The sequence below is a fragment of the Nonlabens sp. YIK11 genome (assembly GCF_001413925.1).
In the GTDB taxonomy this organism is placed as follows: Bacteria; Bacteroidota; Bacteroidia; order Flavobacteriales; family Flavobacteriaceae; genus Nonlabens.
This window is the reverse complement of sequence record NZ_LBMJ01000001.1, coordinates 467859-480790: the sequence shown is the minus strand read 5'-3', so window position 1 is coordinate 480790 and position 12932 is coordinate 467859. Positions and strand designations below refer to the sequence as shown.

General features: G+C 41.1%; 16 protein-coding genes. 8 read left to right on the top strand and 8 right to left on the bottom strand.

Translation table 11 applies throughout. The annotated features are described in order from the left end of the window. Window positions 1-67: 67 nt before the first annotated feature. Entirely contained in the window at window positions 68-343 is a 276-nt protein-coding gene (locus AAU57_RS02170) for a F0F1 ATP synthase subunit epsilon (protein WP_055411360.1), read from the top strand. A gap of 125 nt (window positions 344-468) precedes the next feature. Here the strand turns inward: AAU57_RS02170 and AAU57_RS02165 are convergent, their stop codons facing one another. From AAU57_RS02165 to AAU57_RS02130, 8 genes are all read right to left on the bottom strand, one after another. Next, entirely contained in the window at window positions 469-675 is a 207-nt protein-coding gene (locus AAU57_RS02165) for a helix-turn-helix domain-containing protein (protein ID WP_055411359.1), read from the bottom strand. A 1-nt stretch (window position 676) separates the two neighbouring features. Continuing rightward, a complete protein-coding gene (locus AAU57_RS02160; protein ID WP_055411358.1) occupies window positions 677-1108 on the bottom strand; it encodes a DUF2975 domain-containing protein in 432 nt (143 codons plus the stop codon). Further along, window positions 1105-1551: a DUF2975 domain-containing protein gene (locus AAU57_RS15350; RefSeq protein ID WP_410503884.1), complete on the bottom strand. Its 447-nt coding sequence runs from the start codon at window positions 1549-1551 to the stop codon at window positions 1105-1107. The genes AAU57_RS02160 and AAU57_RS15350 overlap by 4 nt, the downstream gene beginning before the upstream one ends. Window positions 1552-1631: 80 nt before the next feature. Continuing rightward, complete coding sequence (locus tag AAU57_RS02150; protein WP_231717752.1) at window positions 1632-2081, bottom strand: DUF2975 domain-containing protein; 450 nt, start codon at window positions 2079-2081, stop codon at window positions 1632-1634. Window positions 2082-2270: 189 nt separating this feature from the next. Continuing rightward, entirely contained in the window at window positions 2271-2813 is a 543-nt protein-coding gene (locus AAU57_RS02145) for a biliverdin-producing heme oxygenase (RefSeq protein WP_055411355.1), read from the bottom strand. Window position 2814: 1 nt separating this feature from the next. After that, a complete protein-coding gene (locus AAU57_RS02140) occupies window positions 2815-3378 on the bottom strand; it encodes a response regulator (RefSeq protein WP_055411354.1) in 564 nt (187 codons plus the stop codon). Between the two features lie 2 nt (window positions 3379-3380). Continuing rightward, window positions 3381-3815, bottom strand: coding sequence for a response regulator (locus AAU57_RS02135; RefSeq protein ID WP_055411353.1), 435 nt, complete (start codon window positions 3813-3815; stop codon window positions 3381-3383). Further along, the gene (locus AAU57_RS02130) at window positions 3799-6021 is read right to left on the bottom strand and encodes an ATP-binding protein (RefSeq protein ID WP_055411352.1); all 2223 of its coding nucleotides are present in this window, start codon (window positions 6019-6021) and stop codon (window positions 3799-3801) included. Before AAU57_RS02130 ends, AAU57_RS02135 begins: the two co-directional genes overlap by 17 nt. Before the next feature lie 151 nt (window positions 6022-6172). Between AAU57_RS02130 and AAU57_RS02125 the strand changes: the two genes are divergently transcribed. From AAU57_RS02125 to bioB, 7 genes are all read left to right on the top strand, one after another. Continuing rightward, window positions 6173-7294 (top strand): aminotransferase class I/II-fold pyridoxal phosphate-dependent enzyme, encoded by a 1122-nt coding sequence (locus AAU57_RS02125; RefSeq protein WP_055411351.1) that lies wholly within the window; start codon window positions 6173-6175, stop codon window positions 7292-7294. Beyond that, window positions 7291-7704 (top strand): DUF2007 domain-containing protein, encoded by a 414-nt coding sequence (locus AAU57_RS02120; RefSeq protein ID WP_055411350.1) that lies wholly within the window; start codon window positions 7291-7293, stop codon window positions 7702-7704. Before AAU57_RS02125 ends, AAU57_RS02120 begins: the two co-directional genes overlap by 4 nt. Beyond that, window positions 7697-8314, top strand: coding sequence for a dethiobiotin synthase (gene bioD, locus AAU57_RS02115; protein ID WP_055411349.1), 618 nt, complete (start codon window positions 7697-7699; stop codon window positions 8312-8314). The genes AAU57_RS02120 and bioD overlap by 8 nt, the downstream gene beginning before the upstream one ends. Continuing rightward, a complete protein-coding gene (gene bioA, locus AAU57_RS02110; protein ID WP_055411348.1) occupies window positions 8311-9591 on the top strand; it encodes an adenosylmethionine--8-amino-7-oxononanoate transaminase in 1281 nt (426 codons plus the stop codon). The genes bioD and bioA overlap by 4 nt, the downstream gene beginning before the upstream one ends. Window positions 9592-9651: 60 nt before the next feature. Beyond that, a complete protein-coding gene (locus tag AAU57_RS02105; RefSeq protein WP_055413640.1) occupies window positions 9652-10779 on the top strand; it encodes a beta-ketoacyl synthase N-terminal-like domain-containing protein in 1128 nt (375 codons plus the stop codon). 73 nt (window positions 10780-10852) lie between these two features. Further along, complete coding sequence (locus tag AAU57_RS02100) at window positions 10853-11815, top strand: alpha/beta fold hydrolase (RefSeq protein WP_231717751.1); 963 nt, start codon at window positions 10853-10855, stop codon at window positions 11813-11815. A 2-nt stretch (window positions 11816-11817) separates the two neighbouring features. After that, window positions 11818-12921: a biotin synthase BioB gene (bioB, locus tag AAU57_RS02095; protein ID WP_055411347.1), complete on the top strand. Its 1104-nt coding sequence runs from the start codon at window positions 11818-11820 to the stop codon at window positions 12919-12921. Window positions 12922-12932: the final 11 nt, after the last annotated feature.

Below are 12932 nucleotides of genomic sequence, written 5' to 3'. Positions count from 1 at the left end.
AATGCAGAGTTTTGAATTACTTCAATTCGATTCTGAATTCATCATTCATCATTCTTAATTAGAAAAGATGTTTTTAGAAATAGTAACTCCAGAAGAAACACTTTACAGCGGTGAAGTAGACTCTGTATCTGTTCCAGGTATGGAAGGTGATTTCCAGATGCTGGACAATCACGCACCTATAGTTTCTTTATTGACTCGTGGTACCGTCAAAATGTATGGTAACATTACCCTTGATTCATCTGTAGCTAATAAATTCAGTAAAGGAAATGGAACTACTGATTTTAAAATTCAAGGCGGTGTACTGGAAATGAAAGACAATAAAGCCATTGTATTAGCGGACTAGTTTCTTGAGATTATAATATTTAAAAAAGCCTCGATTCTATGGATCGAGGCTTTTTTTGTTTTGTTCGCTTTCGCGAAAGCGAACTACTTTAAAATTAAGGTCAAATATTAATCTTCCACCTGAAATTACTCTTTACGGTACTCTAAGATATCTCCAGGTTGACAATCTAGTGCATCGCAAATAGCTTCTAAAGTCGAGAATCGTACCGCTTTTGCCTTACCTGTTTTAAGAATGGAAAGGTTTGCATTAGTGATCCCAACAATATCTGCCAGTTCATTGCTGCGCATGCCTTTCTGGGCAAGAACTACGTCAAGATTGATGTAGATGGGCATATTATATGGTTAGGTCGTTTTCCTGTTTTAGAGATGTTGCATCGTCAAAGACTTTACTCAGTGCTAAACAAAACGAAGCGACAAAGATGCTCGCAGCAAAGTATAAGGTTTCACCGTCATGGAATCTGGATTCAATAAGGCTCAAAATACCTACTATCAATAATAAGATAGATTGGTATTTCCATATTTTAGATGAACTGGCAGAAAACAGTAAACCTTTATTTGCATGGAATACAAACCGAGCGAATAAAATAAGTACCATGATAAGTAATACCGGTTTTACTATCGCAATTACTCTCCACCAATCTAGATTAGTGTTAGCTTCAGGTGTGGTATTTGAAGAGACATCATATATATCCATGGCAAAGTAAAAAACAAATGCAGCGGTAAAATAGTACATGCTATTGTTGAAATATGTTTCTTTCTTCTTCATATTGTTAGATCGTTTTCTTGTTTGATCCCAATACTATACTGTATAATTTTTGAGGGGATAATTAAAAAGATGCCGAAACAAACTACAATCAACATCGAATCAAAACTATACAATAGGCTTAATGTCGTAGACGATCCAACAGATTTGTTGGGTAACATATGAAACATATTATAAAAAAATGGTGGGACTCGATTTAGTAAAACACCGACCACACAAAGAATCCCAGCTTGATATAAAAGTCTGGATAGCTCAATTCTTAAAAAGTTCAGTTTTTTAAGGAGTCTGGCTGCACCTCGCATTTGATGGATCATTCCTAAAAATAAATATTGGGATATAATAGCGCAGGTGATTACCAGATAGAAGCTCCAATGAACGTTCTTAAAATCATAATTCGAAACCTGAAAATGAAAGCTAGGATCTTTAAGAGCAACGAAAAAGAACATGGTTACTCCCAATGCAGAAAGGAGCGCGAAGTAAAACAACAAATCAAGAGTTGCATTTAAAATTTTAATCCATCTCATAATTATATAGTTAGATCATTTTCTTTTCTCATCGATATCGCTTTTTGAATAACTTCTCCCATGACAAAAAGAAAAAGGCCGAATAGCGATACTTTAAGTAGACTTATGACATTTTCAGTACCGTAAATCTTTAGCCTATTTCCTTCGCTTAAAAAGTATTCTATAAGATGAATCATTTCTGAAGCAATAGGAATTACCAAAAAGGCAATCAAATAATTCACGCCGGCTTTTTTAAAATTCTGAGCGTTTGAATCCGTGAAATATTCTTCGTACTTGAAGCAAAGCATGATATGGATAATAGCATCACAAGCTCTAAGACTAAAAATCAAGGAAGCAACCACACCTATCGCGATTATTGAAATCCAAACCATTTTATCAAAGAATGGATCAGTAACATTGAAAACGGCATCCGTTTTCCATGATACCCCAATAGGCATGAAAAATAATTCCATGACCGCTGCAAAAATCACAAACCCGCAACCGCCAATTAAAAGAACTCGAAGAAATTTGAGTAACGATATGAATAAATTTAAAAACCTCATTTAGAAATCTTATTAAAGATATTCAAAGATAAAAATTATTGCAAAACAATAAAACTTTATTGTTTTTCAATAAATATAAATTTTCTTTGACTTTAATACCTAACTGTTATGTAAGAAAGCCTGCTTAAACATATTGAAGGTCTGGTTAGCAGCTTCAACGATTTCCTTTGATTCTTGAGGTGTGAGATCTATGGAGTTCATATGGGCAACGTAGTTGCGCCATCGTTTCGCCCGTTCTGGGCTGCCTGGTGCATAGAATTGTTGCGGTGATAGGTTTTCAAGCGCTGGACATTTAGTAAGGTGTTGGGCGATCATGGCACCGCCTAGGAGTGATCCTTCTATGACATATTGTACGCCTAGTTTACCTAGATTGGAATCTTGAACAGTGACTTCTTCTTTTGAATTAGGCACTTCGGCGCCAGCAGCTTGTAAGTCTTGTTTGATCCATGTAGCTATGGACTCATTTTGTAAGGGTGCTAGTTGTGATTCTGCTTTCGCGTAAGCGATATAATTTGCCTGCAGAATTTTTACATACTGTTCTAAGTTGATTGTGCGATCCAATATTTTGGCGGCACCGCTCACCTGTTCCAGCTCTATATGTGCATCACGGGTTTCTTTGCGCAATAATTCCAGTATGGTCATGCTATTTGATAATCGTCTTGATGCGGTCGCCTATGTTAGCTAGTATCTTTTGGTAATATTCTTGGGTGGATTCTGCACTATCTTCTGATAAAGCGGCTTCTTTGAGAAGGCTTTGTATTTCTTCTAATTTTTCTCTTTCTCTTCTTTCCTTTTCAAGTCTGGCAAATAACTGGGCTTTCTCATCGAGTATCCTTGAAAGCATGGGCTCGAGTCGCTCGTGAAGTTTTGACATGTTGCTTTTAAGTAGGAAACCAGAGGCACCGCTTAATACTACTTTAGCGGCAAGCTCTTCATCGTTTAAGGTTCCTGTCACGACAATGATAGGAATGTTAGGGTAAATTTCCTGAACGTTCTCAATTACTTCCATTCCCGTGAAACCTACTAATTGGAAATCAGTAAATACTACATCTGGAATAAAAGTCTTTACAGCGTGTCTGGTCTGGATGATCTTGTCACTTACTACAATTTCTGGATCCTGTACGCACTTTCTAATTTGTCGCTGTAATAGGGCAACATCTGTGATGCTATCCTCTACGATTAATATTTTTAATGGCTCTTTAATCATGGTTAGTTGGTGTTTGTGTACAGCCAGTAATCGACAACACTTTTTAATTTAATTTTTAGATCGCTATAGCTGCCCGGTTTGATGACGTAGCTATTGGCTTTATGGGAATAGGCGGCATCAAGATCTTTGTGATGGTCACTGGAGCTTAACACAACTCTAGGGAGTTTATTATATTCTTCTTTTATTGACAATGCTTTAAGTAAATCAATACCTGAAACTTTAGGCATGTTGATGTCTATGAGCAATAAGTGTGGCCTGGATTTTTTTAGGTCACCACTTGTGATTTGTTTGAGCAGGTCTTCAGAAGCTGGAACGGCCACTAGATTAACATTGTCAAATTGTCTAGAAATGGCTCTGGTGATGAGTTCCATGTCTTCAACTCTATCTTCTATGATGAAGATGTTCTTGCTATTGCATGTATTATTGACCTGGTCCATTTGCTAGGTAAAAATTAAATGTTGCTCCTTTGCCAACCTCGGTAATCACCCAGATTTTTCCATCGTGTTTAAAAATAATACGCTGTACTATTGCTAGTCCAACGCCACTGCCTTCATATTCGGTCGTGAATAATCGGGTAAAAACTCCAAATATTTTATCCTGATATTGTGGGTCAAATCCTATGCCATTGTCTTTGACGTAATAAATGGTTTTGTCGTCTTTATTGTAACTGCCTATTTCTATTTTTGGATGATCAACTTTTGATGAGTATTTAAAAGCATTCGTTATCAAATTGGAAAATAGTTGTAGCACCATGGTCTTGTCACCGTATATAGATGGCATGGAATCCTGAATGCTAACTGTGGTGTTGGGATATTTTTCCTTTAATCTATGTTCCACAATGATGGATTCACACAAGCTCGCAGCATCTTGATAATCGCTAATAACCTCTACACTGCTTAGACCGCTGTAACTCAAGATGTCATCCATGAGTCTGTTCATCTTCTCTGCACTTTGAATGATGATTTTAATGGAGTTTTTCCCGTATTCATCCAGAGTATCTGCATAGTCTTCCATAAGGATTTGTGCAAATCCATCAATACCTCGTAAAGGTCCTCTCAAATCGTGACTCACGCTATAGCTAAAGCTTTCCAATTCCTGATTGAGGCTTTCCAATTGTTTGTTCAAGCGATTGACCTCGCCATACCTGGAGACAATAACACTTTGTAGATCATCTACAAAAGCGCTGGCGGCAGCTTGTTCAAAATCCTGCCATTCCACGCTGGTGTATCGCAATTCTTCAGTCCATTTTTCAAAGGATTTGCGAGGCGAAAGTCGCTCGCTTTTTTCTTTTTGATCCTGCTTGTCGTTTTTTCCGCCCCAAGTAACATGAGCTCGTTGTTCTTTTCTAAACCACATGACAGCTTCTTGATCATCCACACCTATTTTATGACACAACAGACCCGAGAAATCAGCTGCAAGTGGCTCCATCCATTCAAAATCTTTTACTAGACTGTTGGATGCATAACATCGCTTCTTTGACAATTGATGTTCCAGTTCATTCATCAGTTGCTCTGCAACAGATCTAGTTGGGCAGTGACCAACGGTACGGTATTCATTATTATAAATGATGGCAAAGCCATCGCAGTTAATTAGATCCTTTCCCGTGATTTTGTGATCACAAACACCAGCCACGAGATCCCAGTTTTTACTGATATGCTTGATCAGTTTTGCTCTGGTATTTGTAGAGTCATTAACTTTCTTCAATACCCATTTGGTATTCTTTACCGTAAGTTGATTGCTAAACATCTCTGCTAGCAATTGACAAGATTTGCGTTTATGAAAATTGACAAATTTAGCTGAGTAATGATGACAGGCGATGAGACCCCATAACTGCTCGTCTTTGACAATAGCGCAATTTAAAGTGGCAGCGACCTTCATGTTATTTAGGTACTCAATATGTATAGGCGATGATCCACGTAAATGAGACTGACCGGTAGGAACCAAAGATTTTAAGACTGGATTCACGGTAGGAACGATGTCACTGTAAGTGGACGACACATCACTTAAAATACGCACGCCTTGCTCTAAGAATAGTTTACGGGCATTGGCTGGAATATCTCCTGCAGGGTAGTGTAGGCCTTTCCATGATTCCAGATGATCTTCCTTGGATTCTGCTACGACGGTACCGTTCCAGTTCTCGTCAAATTGATAGATCATCACACGATCATAGCCCAGCAACTCTTTGAGTAAGGTTGCTGCCATACCGGTTAGTTCAGACTCATTGTTAGCGGTATTGAGCTGCTTCAAGGTATCGAGCATTTCCTGCTGGAAGGCAAAAGAATCCCAATCGCTGGCGATGGGTTCCAAATCCATATACGTCATATCCTCGATGGCGTGAGGTATGGCGGTAAATTCCTTACCAGATGATGAAAATGTAAAGGGAACGTGAGAACGCTTATTTTTTTTCCACTCTTGTAACAGACTCAGCGTTGATGGTTCACAGATGGTTTCAATGTGGCTGCTTAAAACCGCGTCAATTTCGACCTCTAAAAAGCGATTGATGTTATCACTTACCTGGATGATTTTATCCTCTTTATCAAGAACAATAACAAACCCGTGTTGCTGGATTTTAGGGATAAGATGGATAGGTTCTTGCTCACAGGTTTCTAAATCTGTTTTGCTGGGATAACGGGTCAATTGCATGCGAGAAAGATCTTAAATTAACTAGATAGGGTTGGAAGTCTTTTCCTACTTTTAATAATATTTTAACGTATATGGAGTCTCGAACAATCAATTCCTACACCTTTCCCTATTTTAGGGAACTAAAGAAGCTATTTCCGTTATTTTTGAACTCATGATTCCAGAAAAGCTTCTTATAAAATTAGCCCAGCGACATGCTAATCAAAGCATGCGCGAACTCAAGACCACAACTGGGCTTATTGACTTTTCATCAAACGATTATTTAGGCTTTTCAAAAAAACTCAAACCTGTCCAAAGCGAACACCACGGCGCAACCGGTTCCCGATTGCTAACCGGACAAACAAAAGACTTCCAGGATCTGGAACAAAAAATTGCAGATTACCATAAAACAGAATCGGCCTTAATTTTCAATTCTGGATATGATGCTAACTTAGGATTGATAAGCAGCGTGGCACAACGTGGCGATCTTATTTTGTACGATGAGTACGTACACGCCAGTATACGTGATGCGATGAAGCTAAGCGACGCACGATCGCTTAAATTCCGTCATAACGATCTGGGTCACTTGGCTATCTTGCTGGATAAATTTTCCAAAGAAGAAAATCAGGAAGTCTATATCATTACAGAAAGCGTCTTTTCCATGGACGGCGATATGCCCAATCTGGTAGAGTTGATCGAGCTTGTGAAGAAAAAGGATAACGTTCATCTTATTCTGGACGAGGCTCATGCTCTAGGAACGGTAGGCAACCATGGTGAAGGTCTGGCACAATCCCTACAACTTGAAAACGAGATTTTTGCTCGCATCGTTACCTACGGCAAATCAATGGGTTCTCATGGCGCGGCGGTTTTGGGAGGATTTGACCTCAATCAGTTTTTGGTCAATTTTGCCCGTAGCTTTGTGTACACCACAGCATTGCCGCAGCATTCTTTGAATTGCATTTCAAATGCCTACGATCTTCTCATTCAGGATTCCCAAGAGGTGGAAAAGCTACAGATGCTCGTGAAGCAATTCAATAGATTAGTGATACAAAGTGGGTTGAGATTACGCTTTCGCGAAAGCGTAACACCTATTCAAACCTGTATCATCCCAGATAATAAACTGGTCAAAAATGCCGCGATGCAACTACAGGATAAAGGCTATGACATAAGACCGATCTTGTCACCTACCGTTCCTGCTGGCGAGGAACGATTGCGCATATGCCTGCATAGTTTCAATACCGCTCAGGAATGCGAGCAAATGCTACATACCTTAGCTGGAATACTCAAGAAGCAATGAACAAATTCCGCACCGTGGCGACCTTTTCTTACCCGGCAGAGGCAGCTGTGATCAAGAGCAAACTTGAGAGCGAGAATATAGAAGTGTTCTTACGTGATGAGTTTACTATTGCATCAGATCCCTTTGCGACAAACGCCATAGGTGGTGTCAAAATGGATGTTTATATAGAGGATTTTATCAAGGCACTTGCCATCATTGAGAAATCTTCACCAGAATTATCGCAGCGTATCACAGATTATATCATCTGTCCCAATTGTAAGAAGCGCAAAGTGCGAGAACAGCAAGATATCAATAGCGCCAGCGGTTTTATTGAGGTCATCAAAGCGATTACCTATAGCCTGCTGCCACTTAGAAAACATAAATTGTATAAATGCACGAACTGTGCTTTTGAATTTGATTTACATGAGTAGTTATTTTATTACTGGAATAGGAACCGATGTAGGCAAAACTGTAGCTGCAGCCATTGCAACCCTCGCGCTGGATGCAGACTATTGGAAACCCATACAAAGCGGCCTCACCGAAACCGATCGAGGCACCATTAAAGAGTTACTGCCTGATCATACCGGTACGTTCCACCCAGAATCTTACCGCCTCAAAACGCCCATGAGTCCACACAAAGCTGCAGAAATTGATGGTGTAAGCATCGCGATGGACAATATCAAAAGACCGCAAACCCCAAAAAACCTGATTATTGAAGGTGCTGGAGGTTTACTCGTTCCCATCAATGATCAACATACTATCGCAGATTTGATGCTGCCTACAGATAAAATTGTTTTGATAAGTTCTGGTTATCTGGGCAGCATCAATCACACATTATTGAGTATTTCTTATTTAAAGTCCAAAGGACTAAAATGTGCTGGTATTATCTATAACCATGTAGATCTAGACGGTACGATTGACATCATAGAAAAAATGAGCGGCGTTCCTACCATAGGTCATATGGAAAGACATGAAGCCATTACACCGCAATTAATCAAAGATTACGCTCGAGAATTCAAGGCAAAACTAGAACAGTTATGAATGCCAGCGACATTCTAAAAAAAGATGCGCAGCATATCTGGCATCCATTGACCCAGCATAAGACAGCATTGCCGCCTCTTGCCATTTCTCATGCGCGTGGTAACTTCCTATACGATCACGATGGTAATCGTTATTTTGATGCGATCTCCAGCTGGTACACCTGCAGTTATGGACACTGTAACACTACACTGATCAATGCGTTACAAAAGCAAGTCGAGCAATTGCACCATGTAGTTTTTGCCGGCATGACGCATGAACCGGCGGTAATTTTAGCGGAGAAACTACTCAACATTTTGCCTCATAATCAAAGTAAACTGTTCTTTTCAGAAAATGGATCTACCAGCGTAGAGATTGCTCTTAAAATGGCATTTCAGTATCATTTTAATCGTGGTGAGAAGCGACTCGCCGTGGTAGCGCTGGAAGGTGGATTTCACGGTGACACTTTTGGTGCGATGAGCGCCTCGGGACTGTCGGTGTACAACGGTCCTTTTGAGGATCTTTTGATTGAGGTCATTCGCATACCAGCGCCAACATTAGAGAATGTGGATTCGGTTTTGGAACAAGTGGATCAGCTTATTGATGATCATAAAATTGCCAGTTTTATTTATGAGCCGCTCGTGCAAGGTGCCGCTGCCATGCAAATGAATGATGGTAGTGCGTTGTGCCGTTTGATAAGACGCTTTCGCGAAAGCGGAATTCTTTCCATTGCAGATGAGGTCATGACAGGTTTTGGAAAAACCGGAAGTTATTTTGCAAGTGACCAGATGCTCAATAAGCCGGATATTATTTGTCTATCCAAAGCATTGACAGGTGGCATCATGCCTATGGCGATCACTAGTTGTACACAAGAGGTGTACGATGCCTTTTTAAGTGATGAGACCAGTCGCGGCTTTTTTCACGGGCATACCTATTCTGGAAATCCGTTGGGATGTGCGGTGGCAGCTGCCAGTATTGACCTATTGACTTCTAATGAAATCCAGGAAGGAATTGCAAGGATCAAAGAATCACATGCTGCTTTTAAACCAACTTTGGAAAAACACAAGCTAGTGGCACAAGTGCGTCATTGCGGCGTGATTCTGGCCTTAGACCTTGACCTAGAAATGCAGCGCTACGGGAATGAGCGCAACGAGATCTTCCAGTGGTTTTGGAGTCGAGGAGTTTTCCTGCGACCCTTAGGGAAAACAATCTACTTAGTACCGCCTTTTACGACTACATCGACAGAGCTGGATTTTCTTTACAAAACCATTATGGAATTTCTGGATTCACGGTTAGTTTAGACCATTCAAGGTGTCATTTTTCATGGCTTTTCCTCATTTTTGCAAGCCGAAATCTATCCATTGAAAAACCCCATTTACATACACGATGCATCACTGGTTTCTCCCTTAGGCGAAATCGGTTTTGAGTCGGCTAGAGCTTTTTTTTGTCATCATGAGGGAACTGCGGTAGGAAAGGTTGATCAGGCCACAGAGCAAGCCATAACTAATTTACGTGAGGAAAACACTCATTATCAAAAGCTGGATCGATCAACGATTCTAGCCATATTGGCGGCACGTCAATTAAAATTGGTAGATAAGAATGTAGCCATCAATATAGGTTCCAGTCGCGGTGCGACAGGAATCTGGGAAGAGTTTCATGCCGGCTTTGTAAAAACCGGTCAGGTTCCTGTGCCTACATCACCATTGACAACCTTAGGGAACATCAGCAGTTGGATTGCCCAGGATCTAGGGACACGAGCTGCTGCTTTTTCTCATTCCATCACTTGTGCCACGGCAGCGCATTCCATTTTAAATGCCATTGCTTGGCTGGAAAGTGGTATGGCCACCACTTTTATCGCTGGTGGTGCCGAAGCGCCTCTAACCGATTTTACCATTGCGCAAATGAAGGCGCTACGCATCTATTCACAGGAAAGTGGTGATTATCCTTGCCGTGCTCTGGACATGGAAAAAAACAGCAATCAAATGATTCTGGGAGAAGCTGCCGCCTGTTTTGTGTTATCCAAAAAACCAGCTACTACCAAGATCAAAATCACGGGTTATGGTACTTCCATTGAGAACCTAACCAGTGCGACTTCAGTCTCTAACGATGGCATCGGGTTCCAGCATTCCATGAAACAAGCGATGGAAGGCCAGGATTTGCAGGATATAGATGCAATTATCACGCATGCACCGGCAACGCTTCAGGGCGATCGATCAGAACTGGCAGCGATAAAGGCTGCTTTTGGGGAACTTCATCCGCAGTTGTGTAACAATAAATGGCAAATAGGGCACACGTTGGGCGCCAGTGCTGCGGTCAATTTGTTCATGGCGGTACAGATGTTGAGCACTGCACAGATACCTGCAATCCCTTATGTATCAGGTAATTTTGTGAATCCGCGAGAGAGGTCTGTGGTTCCTCGCAAAATATTGATCAACGCTAGTGGTTTTGGCGGCAACTGTGTGAGTATCCTTGTAGAAAAGGAATTGTAAGCAATCAAGAAGTGGCCTGATTTTGTTTTATTTTTGGTTTTGCCCAATTGGTAAACTTTCAAGCGGTGTACCCATGAAAATGAGATGTGTTTTATTGATTTTGATCTGTTCCGCTTTCGCGAAAGCGCAAACAGACCCAAACATCTTTGATAAATTCAGCAGTGAGTTTATCACCATCGATGGGTACAAGATCAACCTTGAAGTCAAAGGCGAAGGTGACCCGATTTTCTTCTTGCCTGGCGGTCCTGGAAACTCGCATGATTATATGAAGGGAAATTTTGGCCAGTACTACACTTCCAATAAAGTGGTATTTTTTGATTGGTTGGGTAGAGGCAAGTCTGACAATGCCAGCAATAAAGAAGAGTACACGGTTGAAGCTGATGTCGAGATGATCGAGAAGATTAGGAAGCATCTCAATCTTGATAAGATATCATTGGTAGGACATTCTTATGGTACCGTTCCCGCGCAAGCCTATGCTATCAAGTACGGCGATAAAGTAGAAAAAATGATGCTTATCAATGGCTTTCATAGTGGCGCCATGTGGCAGGCCAATTGTGATAGCTATAACCACTATTCAAAAACACATTTTCCAGAAAAATGGGTGAAGGTGGATTCTTTGAGAGCGCTAGGTTATGTCTCGACAGACCAGCCGCTACAAGATCTTTATGCTACCTTTCCTACTAAGTATATCTATTACCACAATACTAGCTTGCAACAAAACGTTCCCGATACCGATTATCGTGGTTGGGCAAACGAGGTCTATGAACAGATCATAGGTCCTGATGGCGATTTTGATGTGAGCGGTAGTATGATTGAACAAGATTACCGTAGAATGTTGAAAGACGTCAAGGCAAAAACACTAATCATAGCCGGTAGATATGATGGCGTCTCTACACCAGAATTTGCAGTACAATACAAAACCTTCATGCCACAGGCACAATTTGAAATGTTTGAGAATAGCGGGCACAATCCCTATCTTGAGGAACCCCCAAAGTTCTACAAGCTATTCGAAGAATTTTTTGAGATAAACAAATAACTATGCTAACAAATACCCGACACGACTGGACTAAAGAAGAAGTTCTGGCTATATATAATAAACCTATTATGGAACTGCTTTATGATGCAGCTACTGTACATAGGGAATATCATAACCCTAATCAGGTGCAGGTTTCTACTTTGCTATCCATAAAAACTGGTGGTTGTCCAGAAGATTGCGGATACTGTCCACAGGCCGCTCGCTATCATACAGATATCGAAGGCAATGATCTAATGTCTGTAAGTCAAGTCAAGGCGCAAGCCTTGCGTGCCAAATCTAGCGGTAGTTCCAGAGTTTGTATGGGAGCAGCATGGAGAAACGTCAAGGACGGTCCTGAATTTGATCAAGTTCTTGAAATGGTACGTACCATCAACAAACTAGATATGGAAGTGTGCTGCACACTTGGAATGATTACAGAAAACCAAGCCCACAGACTTGCCGAGGCTGGTTTGTACGCTTACAACCACAACCTTGACAGTAGCGAGGAATATTACAAGGAAGTAATTTCCACTCGTGGTTACCAGGATCGTCTGGATACCATAGGGAACGTACGTAAGACCAACGTGACTGTTTGTAGTGGTGGAATCATTGGAATGGGTGAGAACGTAGAGGATCGCGCAGGAATGCTTGTCGCACTTGCGAGTTTGAGTCCGCAGCCAGAAAGTACACCTATCAACGCACTGGTAGCCGTTGAGGGAACACCGCTGGAAGAGCAGGAACCAGTTTCCATTTGGGAAATGATCCGTATGGTGGCGACTACAAGAATTGTGATGCCACAAACCCAAGTGCGATTGAGTGCTGGAAGAACCAGTATGAGCCGTGAAGGACAAGCCATGTGTTTCTTTGCGGGCGCCAACTCTATTTTTGCTGGAGACAAACTGCTCACGACGCCTAATCCAGACGTAAACGAGGACATGGAAATGTTCAAGATGTTAGGACTGGAACCTATGAAGCCATTTGTCAAAAAGGCACAACCAGAAACGGTAGAAGAGCAATATTCCAAGTATAAAGATCAAGGTGAAAAGCCACGCTGGACACGTCCAGATCACAAGATTGAGCGTAACGAGCAAGCCAAGGAAATGGCCAAGGCTGCCAAAGCAAACTAAATTATCACAGT

Excerpts from the sequence above, each read along its gene's own strand:
- AAU57_RS02170 (WP_055411360.1), top strand. The coding sequence starts at position 68 with ATGTTTTTAGAAATAGTAACTCCAGAAGAAACACTTTACAGCGGTGAA.
- AAU57_RS02165 (WP_055411359.1), bottom strand. The coding sequence starts at position 675 with ATGCCCATCTACATCAATCTTGACGTAGTTCTTGCCCAGAAAGGCATG.
- AAU57_RS02160 (WP_055411358.1), bottom strand. The coding sequence starts at position 1,108 with ATGAAGAAGAAAGAAACATATTTCAACAATAGCATGTACTATTTTACC.
- AAU57_RS15350 (WP_410503884.1), bottom strand. The coding sequence starts at position 1,551 with ATGTTCTTTTTCGTTGCTCTTAAAGATCCTAGCTTTCATTTTCAGGTT.
- AAU57_RS02150 (WP_231717752.1), bottom strand. The coding sequence starts at position 2,081 with ATGGAATTATTTTTCATGCCTATTGGGGTATCATGGAAAACGGATGCC.
- AAU57_RS02145 (WP_055411355.1), bottom strand. The coding sequence starts at position 2,813 with ATGACCATACTGGAATTATTGCGCAAAGAAACCCGTGATGCACATATA.
- AAU57_RS02140 (WP_055411354.1), bottom strand. The coding sequence starts at position 3,378 with ATGATTAAAGAGCCATTAAAAATATTAATCGTAGAGGATAGCATCACA.
- AAU57_RS02135 (WP_055411353.1), bottom strand. The coding sequence starts at position 3,815 with ATGGACCAGGTCAATAATACATGCAATAGCAAGAACATCTTCATCATA.
- AAU57_RS02130 (WP_055411352.1), bottom strand. The coding sequence starts at position 6,021 with ATGCAATTGACCCGTTATCCCAGCAAAACAGATTTAGAAACCTGTGAG.
- AAU57_RS02125 (WP_055411351.1), top strand. The coding sequence starts at position 6,173 with ATGATTCCAGAAAAGCTTCTTATAAAATTAGCCCAGCGACATGCTAAT.
- AAU57_RS02120 (WP_055411350.1), top strand. The coding sequence starts at position 7,291 with ATGAACAAATTCCGCACCGTGGCGACCTTTTCTTACCCGGCAGAGGCA.
- bioD (WP_055411349.1), top strand. The coding sequence starts at position 7,697 with ATGAGTAGTTATTTTATTACTGGAATAGGAACCGATGTAGGCAAAACT.
- bioA (WP_055411348.1), top strand. The coding sequence starts at position 8,311 with ATGAATGCCAGCGACATTCTAAAAAAAGATGCGCAGCATATCTGGCAT.
- AAU57_RS02100 (WP_231717751.1), top strand. The coding sequence starts at position 10,853 with ATGAAAATGAGATGTGTTTTATTGATTTTGATCTGTTCCGCTTTCGCG.
- bioB (WP_055411347.1), top strand. The coding sequence starts at position 11,818 with ATGCTAACAAATACCCGACACGACTGGACTAAAGAAGAAGTTCTGGCT.